Annotated in this window: 10 protein-coding genes and 1 pseudogene; 9 read left to right on the top strand and 2 right to left on the bottom strand. The window is 69.3% G+C overall.

The features are described 5' to 3' along the window. Positions 1-187: 187 nt before the first annotated feature. The 9 genes from STRBO_RS0123610 to STRBO_RS0123570 all read left to right on the top strand — a co-directional run bounded on the left by STRBO_RS0123610 (position 188) and on the right by STRBO_RS0123570 (position 11,079). Positions 188-1,180 carry a class I fructose-bisphosphate aldolase gene (locus tag STRBO_RS0123610; protein WP_005476316.1) on the top strand — a complete coding sequence of 331 codons (993 nt, stop codon included), beginning with the start codon at positions 188-190 and terminating at the stop codon, positions 1,178-1,180. Positions 1,181-1,453: 273 nt separating this feature from the next. Further along, positions 1,454-2,101 (top strand): response regulator, encoded by a 648-nt coding sequence (locus tag STRBO_RS44165; RefSeq protein ID WP_005476314.1) that lies wholly within the window; start codon positions 1,454-1,456, stop codon positions 2,099-2,101. After that, the gene (locus STRBO_RS0123600) at positions 2,098-3,288 is read left to right on the top strand and encodes a GAF domain-containing sensor histidine kinase (protein ID WP_005476313.1); all 1,191 of its coding nucleotides are present in this window, start codon (positions 2,098-2,100) and stop codon (positions 3,286-3,288) included. The genes STRBO_RS44165 and STRBO_RS0123600 overlap by 4 nt, the downstream gene beginning before the upstream one ends. Before the next feature lie 433 nt (positions 3,289-3,721). Continuing rightward, positions 3,722-5,152, top strand: a complete 1,431-nt coding sequence (locus STRBO_RS0123595) for a form I ribulose bisphosphate carboxylase large subunit (protein WP_020114883.1) — start codon at positions 3,722-3,724, stop codon at positions 5,150-5,152. Between the two features lie 14 nt (positions 5,153-5,166). After that, positions 5,167-5,595 (top strand): ribulose bisphosphate carboxylase small subunit, encoded by a 429-nt coding sequence (locus STRBO_RS0123590; RefSeq protein WP_005476311.1) that lies wholly within the window; start codon positions 5,167-5,169, stop codon positions 5,593-5,595. Between the two features lie 12 nt (positions 5,596-5,607). Further along, positions 5,608-6,636 carry a CbbX protein gene (gene cbbX / locus STRBO_RS0123585; RefSeq protein WP_005476310.1) on the top strand — a complete coding sequence of 343 codons (1,029 nt, stop codon included), beginning with the start codon at positions 5,608-5,610 and terminating at the stop codon, positions 6,634-6,636. 698 nt (positions 6,637-7,334) lie between these two features. Further along, on the top strand, positions 7,335-8,066 hold the full coding sequence (gene rpe, locus STRBO_RS0123580; RefSeq protein WP_078531378.1) for a ribulose-phosphate 3-epimerase: 732 nt from the start codon (positions 7,335-7,337) through the stop codon (positions 8,064-8,066). Then, the gene (gene tkt / locus STRBO_RS0123575) at positions 8,063-10,147 is read left to right on the top strand and encodes a transketolase (protein WP_020114881.1); all 2,085 of its coding nucleotides are present in this window, start codon (positions 8,063-8,065) and stop codon (positions 10,145-10,147) included. The genes rpe and tkt overlap by 4 nt, the downstream gene beginning before the upstream one ends. After that, entirely contained in the window at positions 10,132-11,079 is a 948-nt protein-coding gene (locus tag STRBO_RS0123570) for a phosphoribulokinase (protein WP_005476306.1), read from the top strand. Before tkt ends, STRBO_RS0123570 begins: the two co-directional genes overlap by 16 nt. 1,065 nt (positions 11,080-12,144) lie before the next feature. On the opposite strand, the pseudogene STRBO_RS44820 reads toward STRBO_RS0123570, so the two are convergent. Beyond that, positions 12,145-12,868, bottom strand: a pseudogene (locus STRBO_RS44820) (transposase); the annotation flags it as partial. Positions 12,869-13,004: 136 nt separating this feature from the next. Next, a complete protein-coding gene (gene nuoN, locus STRBO_RS0123555; RefSeq protein WP_005476289.1) occupies positions 13,005-14,666 on the bottom strand; it encodes an NADH-quinone oxidoreductase subunit NuoN in 1,662 nt (553 codons plus the stop codon). Positions 14,667-14,691: the final 25 nt, after the last annotated feature.

Genomic DNA, 14,691 nt, shown 5'->3' with positions numbered 1-14,691 from the left:
GCCTCCTCGAAGCCCCGGAGCGCGGCATCTCCCCTGCCTGGTCCACCGCGCGGGGGAGGCAGGGCGGGCCGCTGATTCCTAGGGTCGTTGCGCCGGCGCCGCCCTGCTTGAGCGGATTCGGTGCGGCACACCCTCGGTGCCCGGCGGCGCCAGGCAGGAAGTTATCGATCGAAGGAGTGGGTACCGGATGAGTGTTCTGACCGAGACAGCAGCCGCGTTGGTCAGCGGTGGCAAGGGAATCCTCGCGGCGGACGAGAGCATCGGCACCATGTCGTCGCGTCTGGAGGCGGCCGGGGTCGCACCGACCGAGGAGAACCGCCGGGCCTACCGGGAAATGCTGGTCACGACGCCTGATCTGGCCGACGGAGTGAGCGGGGTCATTTTCTGCGACGAGACGCTGCGGCAGCGGCTCTCCGATGACCGCCCGTTCCCCCAGGCCATGCAAGACCTGGGGATTCTGCCCGGGATCAAGGTGGACACCGGTGCCAAGCCGCTCCCAGGATCGCCCGGCGATACCGTCACCGAGGGTTTGGACGGGCTGTTTCCGAGGCTGCAGGAGTACGTCACGCTGGGCGCACGATTCGCCAAGTGGCGTGGGGTCATCACCATCGATCGGACACGGCCTTCCGTTGCCGCGGTGCGCAGCAACGCGCACGCCCTGGCCCGCTACGCCAGTGCCTGTCACCAGGCCGGGCTGGTGCCGATCGTGGAGCCCGAAGTGCTGATGACCGGTTCTCACTCCATGGCTCGTTGCCGGGAGGTGACCGCGCGTGTGCTTCAGGCGGTCGCCCAAGAACTTCGCTCCTTCGAAGTCGACCTCGCCGCCACGGTACTGAAGCCCAACATGGTGCTGCCGGGTTCCTCCTCCGGTGAGCATGCCTCGCCGGACGTTGTGGCGCAGGCCACCGTGGGAGTACTGATCGAGCAGATGCCCGCCGAACTGGCCGGTGTCGCCTTCTTGTCCGGCGGGCAGAGCCCGCGGGGGGCCACCGCGAACCTGGCCGCGATGCAGCCGCTGCCTTCGCCGTGGCCGTTGACGTTCTCCTTCGGCCGGGCGCTGGTCGATCCGGCACTGGCGGCCTGGCGCGGCGAAGCGGACCTCATCGAGGCCGGGCAGCAGGCGCTGTCGGAGCGGACGTCGGCCAACTCCGCGGTGCTCACCGGTTCGGCTGTGGTGTAGTGGCAGGTCGGCGTGCGGCGTTGCGCAGGAAGCTCGGCCGCGGTGGTCGGGGGCGGGCGGCCTCCGCCCGCCCCCGTGACTTCACTGGGGTCGCGCGGTCGGCGTCGCGCTCGCGTGGGACCCGATCCGCCCGGGTGCGGCCTCGGTCCCACCGATGAGGGGCGCTGCAGGGATGCGGCGAGGAGAAGACCGCCGGGATACGTAGCCGAGGCCGCACGACCGGGGTGGGCTGCATAGGGCGCGAGTAAGCTCCCTCGAATGAGAGATCGACCGATGCGGATCGTACTCGTCGACGACCACGAGATGGTGCTCGAAGGGCTCAAAGCGCTGCTGGCACGTTTCCCCCGACGGGTCCGCGTAGTCGGGCAGGCGGTGAACTCGGAGGAAGCGGAACGCCAGGTCGCGGCATACAGTCCCGACATCGTGGTGTCCGATGTGCGGCTGCGTGGAGCCCACAGCGGCTTGGATCTGTGCCGGCGGCTCGTCGAGGCGGACCCCGAGACGAAAGTTGTGCTGCTCAGCGCCTACGACGACGAGCAGTATCTGTTCCAGGCGCTGCGCGCCGGGGCGGTCGGCTATCTGCTCAAATGGATGGGGGGCGAAGAACTGCTCCGCCACTTCGAGCGGGCCGCCGCGGGCGAGACGGTCATCGACCCGACCATGGCCGGCCGGGCCGCTGCCTCCGCCGCGCGACTGCAGGCCGGGGAGTTCTGGCCTGGGGCGGCTGTGGGCCTGACCCAGCGGGAGAGCGAGGTCCTTTCGCTCATGGTGACCGGCCTGTCGAACCGGGCGATCGCCACCGAACTCGTCCTGGGCACCGAGACGGTGAAGAGCCACATGAGTTCCATCTACCGCAAGCTCGAGGTACACGACCGGGCCGGCGCGATCACCGTCGCGCTCCGGGAAGGAATCTTCCGTTGAGCAGGCAGGGTCTCGGACTTGCTGATCCGGAGCGGGAGAACGCGCTGCTCGTGGGGATCATCGAAGCGATATCGGCCGGCCCCGAGCTGGGGCCGCTGGCCGCGAACGTCGCCAGGCTCATCTCCGAGGCAACGGCGACCGACCTCTGTTTCGTGCATGTGCTCGATGACACCGGGGAGACCCTCACGCTCACGGGCGCCACTCGGCCGTTCGACCGGGAAGTGGGCCGGATCAGGCTGCCGCTGGGCCAGGGCGTGAGCGGGTGGGTGGCACGCCATCAGCAGCCCGTGGTGATCGTCGAGCGGAAAGAGGACGATCCGAGATACCTGCACTTCCCACAGCTCCGCGGCCAGGACTTCACGTCCATGGCCTCAGTGCCCATGATCAGCCACCCCGGTGGGTTCGTCGGAGTCCTCAACGTGCACACCCGTGATCGCCGCGAGTTCTCCGACCGGGACGTCCGGCTGCTCACCTCGATCGGCAGCCTTGTCGCGGGAGCGATGCATCAGGCACGCTCCCACCGCCGGCTCGCCGCACGCGAGCGTGCGCTGGAACGGTTCGCCGAGCAGGTCATCGCCGCGCAGGAGGCGGAGCGACGCCGGCTGGCCGCCGACATCCACGATGGCATCACCCAGCGGCTGATCAGCCTGCGCTTTCATCTCGACGCCGCGACCGACGCTCTGGCCGAGGACCCGGACTTCACGGCCAAGCAGCTCGTGCAGGCACTTCGGCTCACGCGCCTCACCCTGGACGAGGCCCACGCGGCGATCAACGGCCTGCGCCCCCCAGTTCTCGACGACCTCGGGCTCGCCCACGCCCTGGCCAGCCTGGCCCGCTCCACCCCCGGCATCGAGGTGGCCTTCGAACTCGATGAGTGCCGGCTGCCCGAACACGTGGAGATCGCGCTCTACCGCATCGCGCAGGAGGCACTGCACAACGTCGTCAAGCACGCGCAGGCCGACCTGGCCCAGCTTGATCTGCGCTACAGCAACAACGAGGTGTCGCTTCGGGTGACGGACGACGGGTGCGGCTTCGATGCCGGTTCGTTGCCGCCCGGGAACCTTGGCGGCGACGGGTACGGCATGAGCAGCATGACCGAGCGCGCCGAACTCGTCGGCGGCCGACTCGAAGTCACGTCCCAACCCGACCACGGCACGACTGTCATGGCCAAGGTTCCCTTGCGTTGACAACCTCTCGGCTCGGAAAGGGCGGAGGTTCACCGGCGTCGGCTGCACTTGTGGGCGGGTTTCGCGGCGCCGTGTCGTACCGGGACCACGGTCCCGGTCTTCCCTCCGGTCCGGTCTCCGGGCTGTTTGTCGACGCCGCCCGGCGCGTTCGCGCCTCGATCCAGTAGGCGGCTCCCGCACAGTATCGCCGCGGCCTCGGCGAGCGCAGTCGCGCCATCGGCTGCTGTCGGCTGTACCCCGGGCCGGCCGATTGGGCGTGACCAGCATGTTCGCCGTGATCGCGGCTGCACGCCCGGCGGGACCAGACCCCGCCCCGGCGGGAGGCAGGACGACAACACTTGACTGTTCATTCAAGTGATTCCGAAAAGACTTGATGGATATGCAGGGCTTCCGAGGTGATGATGAGAGACATCCCGATCGAGCAGGAGGACCCATGACGGAGCGCTGGGGTGCCGGAGTCATTCCGTACGCGGAGATGGGCTACTGGCAGCCCGACTACGAGCCGAAACCGACGGACATACTCGCGGCTTTCCGTATCACGCCGCAGCCGGGCGTGCCCCCGGAGGAGGCCGGTGCCGCGGTGGCAGGTGAGTCCTCGACGGCCACTTGGACGGTGGTGTGGACGGACCGTCTCACCGCGTACGACCACTACCAGGCCAAGTGCTACCGGGTGGACCCGGTGCCGGGCGCCGACGACCAGTACATCGCCTACATCGCGTACGAACTCGACCTGTTCGAGGAAGGCTCGATCGCGAACCTCACCTCCTCCATCATCGGCAACGTCTTCGGGTTCAAGCCGCTCAAGGCGCTGCGACTCGAGGACATGCGGATCCCGCCGCACTACACCAAGACCTTCCAAGGTCCCCCCCACGGCATCGTGATGGAGCGGGAGTACCTCGGAAAGTACGGGCGTCCGCTACTGGGGGCCACCACGAAGCCGAAGCTGGGGTTGTCCGCCCGCAACTACGGCCGGGTGGTGTATGAGGCACTGCGCGGCGGGCTGGACTTCACCAAGGACGACGAGAACATCAACTCGCAGCCGTTCATGCGCTGGCGGGACCGGTCCGTGTTCTGCATGGAGGCGGTCAACCGGGCGCAGGCTGAGACCGGTGAGGTCAAGGGCCACTATCTCAACGTCACCGCGGCGACGATGGAGGACATGTACGAGCGGGCCGAATTCGCCAAGGAACTCGGCAGCCTCGTGGTGATGGTCGACCTGACGGTGGGTTACACGGCGATCCAGTCCATGGCCCAATGGGCCCGCCGCAACGGGGTCCTGCTGCACCTTCACCGTGCGGGTCACGGGACCTACACCCGGCAGAAGAGCCATGGCGTCAGCTTCCGGGTCATCGCCAAGTGGATGCGCCTCGCCGGTGTCGACCACATCCACGCGGGCACCGTCGTCGGCAAACTCGAGGGCGACCCCAACTCGGTGCGGGGCTTCTACGACACGCTGCGCCTCGACAAGGTCGACGCCGACCCGGTCAAGGGCCTGTACTTCGAGCAGGACTGGGCCTCCATGGCCGGCGTCATGCCGGTCGCATCCGGCGGCATCCACGCCGGTCAGATGCACCAACTGCTGCACTACCTCGGCGAGGACGTCATCCTGCAGTTCGGTGGCGGCACGATCGGCCACCCCATGGGCATCGCCGCGGGCGCCACGGCCAATCGCGTCGCGCTCGAGGCGATGATCAAGGCGCGCAACGAGGGACGGGACTTCCTCGCCGAGGGTCCGGACATCCTTCGGGCCGCTGCGAGGCGAAACCGCGAACTCGATGTCGCACTGTCCACGTGGGGCGACATCACCTTCACCTACGAGTCCACCGACACACCGGACGTCATCGCGACTCCGACGACAGCCTGACGGCCGGGAGAACCATGCGAATCACCCAAGGCGCCTTCTCCTATCTCGCCGACCTGAGCGACGAGGAGATCGAGAAGCAGATCCAGTACGCGCTGGACAACGACTGGCCCCTGTCGGTGGAGTTCACCGACGACCCTCACCCGCGCAACACCTACTGGGACATGTGGGGCCTGCCGATGTTCGACCTGCGGGATGCCGCAGGCGTGCTGCTCGAGGTCAACGAATGCCGAAAGGCGTACCCCAACCACTACGTGCGCATCAACGCGTACGACGCGCGGCTGGGCCGGCAGACCACCGCCCTGTCGTTCATCGTCAACCGCCCCGCCGAGGAGCCCGGGTTCCGGCTCACCCGGCACGAGACGAGCGACCGCCGGATTCAGTACACCACGCACGCGTACGCCACCGACAACCCGGCCGGCCGGCGTTACGCCTCCAACCGGTGAGGCGATACCAGCATGACCGTTGACGAAGGCGATCGCCCGGTGTTCGGGATGCGCCCGTCCGCGTCCGGTCCGGTACCGGGCGCGGACGGGCCCCCGTCCCTGGAACTGCCGGATCCGGCCGAGCCGCTTCTGACCGACGACGCGACCGTCGACCTCGAGGCGGAGCGTCGGCACTCGGGTATCGACACGGTGCTGGAGGCTCTGGAACGCCAACTGGTCGGGCTCACCCCGGTGAAGACACGCATCCGGGAGATTGCGGCGCTACTGCTGGTCGACCGGCAACGGGCGCGGTTCGGCCTCTCGGCCAGTCGGCCCAATCTCCACATGTGCTTCACCGGCAGTCCCGGCACCGGGAAGACCACGGTGGCACTGCGCATGGCCGAACTCCTCAAGCAGTTGGGCTATCTCAAGCGTGGCCACCTGGTCTCGGTCACCCGCGACGACCTCGTCGGGCAGTACGTCGGGCACACAGCCCCGAAGACCAAGGAGGTCCTCAAACGGGCGATGGGCGGCTTGCTGTTCATCGACGAGGCCTACTACCTGTACCGAGCGGAGAACGAGCGCGACTACGGACAGGAGGCCATCGAGATCCTGCTGCAGGTGATGGAGAACCAGCGCGACGACCTCGTGGTCATCCTCGCCGGGTACGGGGACCGGATGGATACCTTCTTCCAGTCCAACCCAGGAATGAGCTCGCGTATCGCGCACCACATCGACTTCCCCGACTACACACTCGACGAGCTGACGCAGATCGGCGAGCTCATCGTGGGCGAGCAGCTCTACGCTCTCTCCCCACAGGCGCACATCACATTCCGGGAGTACCTCGCGCGACGCCGCGAACAGCCCCGGTTCGCCAACGCGCGCAGCGTCCGCAACGCCCTGGAGCGGGCGCGGCTGCGGCACGCCAACCGGCTGGTGGACCGTGGCGGCGGACCGCTGTCGAAAGGCGACCTCATGCGGCTGGAGCCGGAGGACTTCCTTTCCAGCAGGGTGTTCTCGGCCGAGCCCTCGGCCCAGGCGGCCGAGGCGCATCCCCGCTGATAGCGTCCCAGGGGTGCGCCGGTCACGGCTGGTGATACCTGCAGCCGACAACTGCCTTGTCACGTCGGCGAGTTGTTTCCGACGGCCCTGATGCCGCGCAGGGAAATGCGAGGCGTCCGGCGACAGGGTTGCGGGCGGTCCGCCACCGTAGGTGGGGTGACGCACCTGCTCGCGGCCCTGTCCCGGCATCGCCCGGCCCGATCGTGCGATCCCCCGTCCACCCGTGCGCCACCCACCGTTGAGAGCACCGGTGGGTGGCGCCCTCGTGGGCCCGTGGGTGGTTGCCCGGCGCGGAAGTCCGCCGGGATGCGCTGACCACAGTGCCGGAACCGTAGGAGCCGCGCCCGCCGGCCGCATCCCGTGTGAGGTGGGCGCCGCGCGTGAAGCCGGTGGCGGAGGCGGTCCCGTAAGGACCCTCCTGGAACCGGCGAGTCCCCGCTCGGCGTTGCGTCGACGCCGCCGAAGGCTCGATGCCGAGGCGTCGATGACAGCGAAGACACGGTCCGCGGGCCGCTTGAGGATGTCGCGGTGCTTCTGGTCCTCCGGCGAAGGGATTCTGACCGCTGCTCCCCTGCTCGTCGCCCCGCCGGTCGGCGGCGACAGGTCCCCGAATCCCCCGGAAGTCTCCCCCGCTCGGGGGGAGTCGCTCGCACCATCCGAACGTAGCTTCTTCCGCAACGCCAACGACAGGAGGCTTCATGGCGCCGACCGCATTGCCGCCACGCATCGTCCCTTCCGTGCTGCCGGCGGATTTCTCGCGACTGGGGGAAGAGTGCCGGTTGCTGGAAGAGGCAGGCGTGGACCGCATTCAGTGGGACGTCATGGATGGCGTCTTCGTGCCCAACATGACCATGGGCCCCGACGTGATCGCGTCGGTGCGCCCGCTGGTGAACCTGGGGTTCGAGGCCCATCTGATGGTCGAGGAGCCGGATCGCATGCTGCCGCACTGGGTGCGGGCCGGCTGCGAGATCGTCATCGTCCACGCCGAGGCGACCCGTCACCTGCATCGCACGCTCGGCGCCATAGGGGAGCTGGGGGCGCGCGCCGGGGTGGCGCTGAATCCGGCGACACCGCTGAGCGAGGTGGAGCATGTGCTCGACCTTGTCGACCTGCTGCTCGTCATGACGGTCGACCCAGGGTGGGGTGGTCAGTCCTACCTGACGTCCATGGAGCCCAAGATCGCACAGGCCCGCGCGATGATCGCGCGCACGGGGCGTGAGATCGAGCTGGAGGTGGACGGAGGTATCGGGCGCAGCACCATCGCCGGCGCCGCGCGAGCCGGCGCCACGACCTTCTGCGCCGGCAGCGCGCTGTTCTCTGAGCGGGGCCGGCTGAGTGAGGAGGTGACGACGCTGCGCTCGCTCGCCGCGGCGGCACCGCATGACGCGCAGGCGTACGGCCCGCAGGAGAACATCGAGGAGGCAGCATGAGCATGCCCGGAGATCGGGGGGTACTGACCGCGCCGACCGTCCCCGTGACGGCTGACCTGGTGCCGCTGCCTGAAGACCTGGACGCCCAGGCGGTCGCCACGATCCGGCTGCTCGCCGCCGACGCGGTGGAGGCCGCACAGAGCGGGCACCCGGGTCTGCCCATGGGCGCCGCGGTTCCGGCGTGGGTGCTGTGGTCGCGCTTTCTGCGGCACGACCCGAGCGAGCCCGGCTGGCCGGACCGCGACAGGTTCGTGCTGTCCGCCGGGCACGGGTCGATGCTGCTGTACTCGCTGCTCCACCTGTTCGGCTACGACCTGCCGCTCGATGAGCTGCGCCGGTTCCGGCAGTGGGGGTCGGCGACCCCGGGGCACCCGGAGTACGGGCATACGCCCGGGGTGGAGACCACTACCGGCCCGCTGGGGCAGGGGCTGGCCAACGGCGTGGGCATCGCCCTCGCCGAGCGGATGCTCGCCACCCGCTGCAACACCGGCGAACACACCGTCGTCGACCACCGCACATGGGTGCTGGCCGGCGACGGCGATCTGATGGAGGGCATCAGCCACGAGGCGGCCTCGCTCGCCGGACACCTCGGGCTGGGCCGTCTGATCGTCATCTACGACGACAACGACATCACCATCGACGGCCCGGCCTCCCAGTCCTGCCGGGACGACGTCCTGGCACGGTTCGCCGCCTATGGCTGGCAGGCGCTGCGGGTCGACGACGGCAACGACGTGGCCTCGATGACGGCTGCGCTCACCGAGGCGGTCGCCGACGAGACCCGGCCGACCCTCGTCGCGGTGCGCACCACGATCGGGTTCGGTGCGCCGACGCTGGCCGGCACCAGCACGGCACACGGTGCCCCGCTGGGTCGGCAGGAACTGGCGGCGACACGGGCACGGTGCGGCTGGCCGGACGAACCGTTCCATGTGCCCGTACAAGTGGCGGAGCACTGTCGGCAGCTCGCCGCACAAGGGCAGGCCGACCGGCTCTCCTGGGAGAAGGAACGGGCACGGTGGGCCGAGGCCCACCCGAAGCTCGCCGCGGAGTGGGATGCCGAAGCGTGCCGGCAGCCACCACGCGACCTCGGCGATCTGCTGCCGCGGTTCGAGCCCGGTACGGCGATGGCCACCCGCAAGGCCTCGGGAGCGGTACTGGCCGCGGTGGGCCCGGAGTATTCGGCGCTGGTGGGCGGGTCGGCCGATCTGGCGGCCTCGACGAACACCACGATCCCCGGCGCGGGTGATGTCGGGCCTGGGTCCTACGGTGGCCGCACGCTGCACTTCGGTATTCGCGAACACGCCATGGGTGCGGCGCTCAACGGCATGGCGCTGCACGGGGGGCTGCGACCATACGGGAGCACGTTCCTGGTGTTCTCCGACTACATGCGACCCGCGGTGCGGCTGGCCGCGCTCATGGGGCTGCCGGTGGTGTTCGTGTTCACCCATGACTCCATCGCCGTCGGGGAGGACGGGCCCACTCATCAGCCGATCGAGCAGTTGGAGTCGCTGCGGCTGATTCCAGGGCTGACGGTGCTTCGGCCGGGTGACGCCAACGAGGCTGCGGCCTGCTGGCAGCTGGCGTTGGAACGCCTCGACGGGCCGACGGCGCTGGTGCTCACCCGCCAGGACCTGCCGGTGCTTGAGCCAGTGCCCGCCGACGTGCTCCGCCGGGAGGGATCCCAGGTGGTTCGTCGTTCTTACGGGGAGCCCGACGTGGTGCTGATAGCGACCGGGTCGGAGGTCGGGCTGGCGTGTGCCGCTTCCGACGAGCTGGCCGATCAGGGCGTTCTCGCCCGGGTGGTGTCGGTGCCCTGGCGCGAGCGGCTCGAGGAGGCCCTGGACTCCGACCCGGAGCTCCTGCCGCGGTGCCCGGCGGTGTGGGTGGAGGCCGGCGTGCCGCATGGGTGGCAGGCCCTGGCCAGGGCCGGCGACCAGGTCATCGGGCTGCGAAGGTTCGGCGCCAGCGCCCCGGGCCCGGTGGTCTACGGCGAACTCGGTTTCACGGTTTCAGCGGTCGTCCAGGCCGCGCTGAGCAGCATCCGTAGCGAGACGAGGCGGGAGACGCAATGCCGCACAAGCTGATGCAGATGCAGCGCGCTGTCAATCAGGGCTCTCGGAGACGACCGGTCATGCTCGCCATCGCGGGCGACAGCGCGACGGGCAAGACCACCCTCACCAAGGGGCTGGTCGAGGCACTGGGACCGGAGCGCAGCACATCGATCTGCGTGGATGACTACCACCGCTACGACCGCCAGGAGCGTAAGGAGCTACCGTTCACCGCGCTGCACCCGGACTGCAACTACGTCGGGATCATCGAGCAGCACCTGCAACTGCTTGCCACCGGTCAGCCGATCCTGAAGCCGGTGTACGACCATGCCACCGGGCAGTTGACACGGCCTCAGCTGATCGAACCGCGGGACTTCGTCATCGTCGAGGGCCTGCTGCCGCTGCACACCACGCTGACCCGGGCGTGCTTCGATGTGACCGTCTATCTCAACCCCCCGGAGGAAGTCCGCCGGGAGTGGAAGATCAAGCGGGACACCCAGAAGCGCGGCTACACCGTTGACCAGGTGCTCGCCGAGCTGAACCGCCGCGAGCCGGAGTCGGAGGCGTTCATCCGCCCCCAGCGGAAATCCGCCGACATCGTCGTACGGTTCGCGCCGATCGCAGGCAGAGACGACCCGCCCGGCACGCCCCTGTCCGCCGAGCTGCTGCTGCGGCCGACCATCCGGCACCCGGAACTCAACGGCGTACTGTCCAAGGGAGACCGACGAGCGATCCACCTGAAGCTGGCCCGGGACGAGGACGGCCGTCCCGTCGACGCACTGCACGTGCACGGCTACGCGCCGCGCGAGGAGAGCGAAGTCGTGGAGAAGTCCATCTGGTCCCAGCTCGGCGTGGACGTCGGCGATCCTCCCGACACCCTGGGCAAGCTCGACGGCACCGACCGCAGTGAGCCACTGGCCATCACCCAGCTGCTCCTGCTGTACCACCTGTTGGAAGCCACCCGCTGACCGGCCTGCCGACCGCGGCCGAGGCGGTCCTGCCACCGGCACCGCCGACATCGAGGTCCGACCGGTCACCGGGGGCTCCTCGCGGTCCGCGAGACTCTCTCGTGATCACGCGGAAGGTCGCACATGGGCACCGTCTTGATCGCGGCCGGCTGCGCGGCGGCGGTGCTTCCCCTCGAGTTCTGCATCGGAATCCTGGCCGTCAGGCAGGCGCGGTGCGTGACTGCGAGGCCGAGCTCGACGTCCTCCTCGCACACTGGGTCGACTCCCGCCTGGCCGATGGGCCCTGGGACGAGGACCGACGGGGAGGACGGGAGGCCGCTTCTCCGCCGGATCCCGGAAGCGCACCAAGGAGGCGGACCGTTCCCCGTTCCTCGGCGAGGTCCCGCTCGCCCGCAGCGTTTCGTCACCGCCCCCACCACCCGCAGCTCAGCTGCCAGGGCCGCGAGAATGGCGTCGCACGTCTACGCATCGCATCCGCGCCGCGCAGTGGCGGACGATTCACGCCGAACGCCTCTGTCACCGAATCGCCGACTCGCCGACAGCTTCCGGAAAGGCAGCGGCGCCGACACCGTGCTGCAATCGCGCGTGTGAGCTGATACGTCCGTGGTCTTCAGGCCAGCCCCGATGGGGCTGACGGCACCTACGGCGAGCGGGTCGCGCCAGGCGTCGACGCCGCCGGCGCCGCCGGCGTGCTCCGCAGGCATGGTCAGCCGGTCGTTCACCTCCAGGCGGACAGCGTCGTCCATGTCGGCCCGGATGGAGTCACCACGTGGCGGAACAGGGGGAATCACTCCTTGAGGCGGCCAGGCTGCTGATCTGTGAACATCTCGGCGGCGAGTACGGTGCCCACCATCGCCGACCTGCGCGCCGGGCACAGCCGGCCTCGCCGAGTCCGCTGCGGAGTGCGGGTGGGGCAGGTCGGTGGCGCGGACCGTGGTGATTCAGTCGGTGTGTTTGGCGGTCGTTGCCCTCTGCTGAGGTCAGTAGCTGAGCGAACTCACCGGTGAGGCGGGCGATTTCGGTCATCTCGGGGCAGGCTTCGGTGAGTTCCGGCAGGAGTGCGGTGTCCTTGTCGCGCAGGTTCTCGGGGCGGGTGAGAAGGAGGCGGGCGAAACGCTGCGGGGTGGTGACCGGCTGCGTGGGCCTGTGGTGGGGTGCGCGGCGGTCGCGGGTGCGCTTATTCGTGCGGGCGTATCGCTTGATGATGTTCAGGGCGACATCGAGGCGGCGGGGGCATTCGAGCAGGCCGACTCCTTGATCGAGCAGATGGTGGACCCGCTGCCGACGCTCGCGGGTGGTCTGCTCGCGCACGGCGCAGGTGCCACCTGTTGCTGACCTGTACCGCTTCGGGGAGGGCCTGGCGGATCGCCTCGCCGTAGGAGCCGGAGCCGTCGCGGCAGACGTATGCGCGCCGGGGTGCTCGCGCAGCCACGCGCCCAGGGTCTGGGCAGGGCGGTCGGGCAGGACGTTGATCCGCTCGCCGGTCTCGGCGTCGAAGATCACGCTGGCGTAGCGGTGCCGGCCCTTGAGGCGAAGTCATCGATGCCGAGCACGCGCGGGACCGCAGCGGCGGTGCCGCCCTGCGCAGGAGCATGCGCCGGTCGAGCGGGAGAAGCCCGCTAACTCCTTGACCACGGAGCCGAGTTGGTCGGCCAGGCGGTTGGCGCGAAGCTGGTAGCGCTCCGCGACGCCGGAAGCCTTCTCACAGAACGTCTGCCGCGGACAGTCGCACCGGGCACATCAGCCGCCGCAACCTCACCGAGACGACCACCCGCCGTCCATCCAGCGGCGCCCTGCCCTCACGGCCACCCCCGCTCAAGCCGGCCGCTCTGTCCGCGGTCGGCACGATGACGCTTCACCTGTCAGGCGTCAGCGGGTCGGAGATCACGGCCGCTTCCCCTCGGAAGGGCGGGCAGGGTTCCCTCTCAGGGGACGAACGCCGAGGCCGTGTCGACCAGGTCGAGGAAGTACTGCGGGAGCAGACCCAGTGCCAAAGCGACCAGCACCCCGAAGCCGATGGAGATGATCGTCAGCGCGCTGGGGACGGCGACGGACGGGCCGTCGGGCTGCGGCTTGGAGAAGAACATCAGGACGATGATCCGGACGTAGGCGAATGCCGCGACCACCGAGGACAGCACACCCACGATCACCAGCGGGACCGCGCCGCTCATCAGTGCCGCCTGGAAGACGGCGAACTTCCCGGTGAACCCCGATGTGAGCGGGATGCCGGCGAAGGTCAGGAGGAAGAGGGAGAAAACCGCGGCCAGCAGCGGGGAACGGCGGCCCAGGCCGGCCCAGTCGGGCAGCCGGGATGCCTCCCCACCCGCATCACGGACGAGGGTGACGGTGGTGAAGGCAGCGAAGGTCACCAAGGAATAGGCGGCCAGGTAGAAGAGGACCGCGGACACCCCCGCCTGGCTGGCGGAGAGCACACCCATGAGGAGAAAACCGGCGTGGGCGATGGAGGAGTAGGCCAACAGCCGCTTGACATCGGTTTGGCTGACGGCCAGCACCGCGCCGACGATCATGGTGAGCACAGCGACGCCGGACAGCACCGGACGCCAGTCCCACACGAGGTCAGGGAGTGCGACGTACAGCAGCCGCAGCAGCGCTCCGAAAGCTGCCACCTTGGTCGTGGCGGCCATGAATCCGGTGACCGGTGTCGGGGCTCCTTGGTAGACGTCCGGCGTCCAGGAGTGGAACGGGACGGCACCGATCTTGAACAGCAGGCCGACTCCCAGCATGGCCAGTCCGGTCAGCAGCAGGGTGTTGTTCGCGGTGGTGCTGCCCAGCGCAGGCCCGGCCGCGGACCGGCCGGCGATGACATCGGCGATGCCGCCGAGTGAGACGGTGCCGGCGTAGCCGTACATCAGGGCCGTGCCGAACAGGAAGAACGCCGAGGCGAAGGCGCCGAGCAGGAAGTACTTCAGTGCGGCCTCCTGGGACAACAGCCGACGGCGTCGGGCCAGTGCGCACAGCAGGTACAGCGGCAGGGAGAAGACCTCCAGCGCGACGAACATCGTCAGCAGGTCGGCCGCCGCCGGGAAGAGCAGCATGCCAGCGACCGCGACCATGGTCAGCGGAAAGACCTCGGTGGTGGCGAACCCCGCTCGGGCTGCGGCGGCTTCTGCCTCAGTGCCGGGCACCGCGGCCGGTTGGGGGGCGAACGCGCCCACGAGCGCGCCGTCCGCTCCGCGCGGCTCCATTCGCCGTTCGGCGAAGGAGAGGACCGCGACGATGGAGGTCATCAGGATGACGCCCTGCAGGAACAGCGCCGGACCGTCCACGGCGACCGCTCCCATGGCGGCCAAGCCGGCCTTGTCGGTGGCGTATCGGCCGTCGGCGAAGAGAGCGATGACGGCGCCGAGGGCAGCCGCCAATCCCAGCACGGCGACGGACACCTGGGCCCGGTGACGACTGCGACGCGGCAGGAACGCCTCGGCGAGGATGCCGACGACGGCGGAGCCGAGGACGATGAGCAGGGGCGCCAGCCGGCCGTACTCGATCTGCGGAACAGGAATGCCGACACTGCCGGACGCCGCCGTCCAAAGGGTGCGGGCGGTTTCCGGTGCGACGAAGGCGCTCACTTCACTTCACCTCTGACGGTCCGAT

It is taken from the genome of Streptomyces bottropensis ATCC 25435 (assembly GCF_000383595.1).
GTDB lineage: Bacteria > Actinomycetota > Actinomycetes > Streptomycetales > Streptomycetaceae > Streptomyces > Streptomyces bottropensis.
The sequence above is the reverse complement of the archived record's forward strand: the minus strand, read 5'-3'. Positions and strand labels throughout refer to the sequence as shown.

Excerpts from the sequence above, each read along its gene's own strand:
- STRBO_RS0123610 (WP_005476316.1), top strand. The coding sequence starts at position 188 with ATGAGTGTTCTGACCGAGACAGCAGCCGCGTTGGTCAGCGGTGGCAAG.
- STRBO_RS44165 (WP_005476314.1), top strand. The coding sequence starts at position 1,454 with ATGCGGATCGTACTCGTCGACGACCACGAGATGGTGCTCGAAGGGCTC.
- STRBO_RS0123595 (WP_020114883.1), top strand. The coding sequence starts at position 3,722 with ATGACGGAGCGCTGGGGTGCCGGAGTCATTCCGTACGCGGAGATGGGC.
- STRBO_RS0123590 (WP_005476311.1), top strand. The coding sequence starts at position 5,167 with ATGCGAATCACCCAAGGCGCCTTCTCCTATCTCGCCGACCTGAGCGAC.
- cbbX (WP_005476310.1), top strand. The coding sequence starts at position 5,608 with ATGACCGTTGACGAAGGCGATCGCCCGGTGTTCGGGATGCGCCCGTCC.
- rpe (WP_078531378.1), top strand. The coding sequence starts at position 7,335 with ATGGCGCCGACCGCATTGCCGCCACGCATCGTCCCTTCCGTGCTGCCG.
- tkt (WP_020114881.1), top strand. The coding sequence starts at position 8,063 with ATGAGCATGCCCGGAGATCGGGGGGTACTGACCGCGCCGACCGTCCCC.
- STRBO_RS0123570 (WP_005476306.1), top strand. The coding sequence starts at position 10,132 with ATGCCGCACAAGCTGATGCAGATGCAGCGCGCTGTCAATCAGGGCTCT.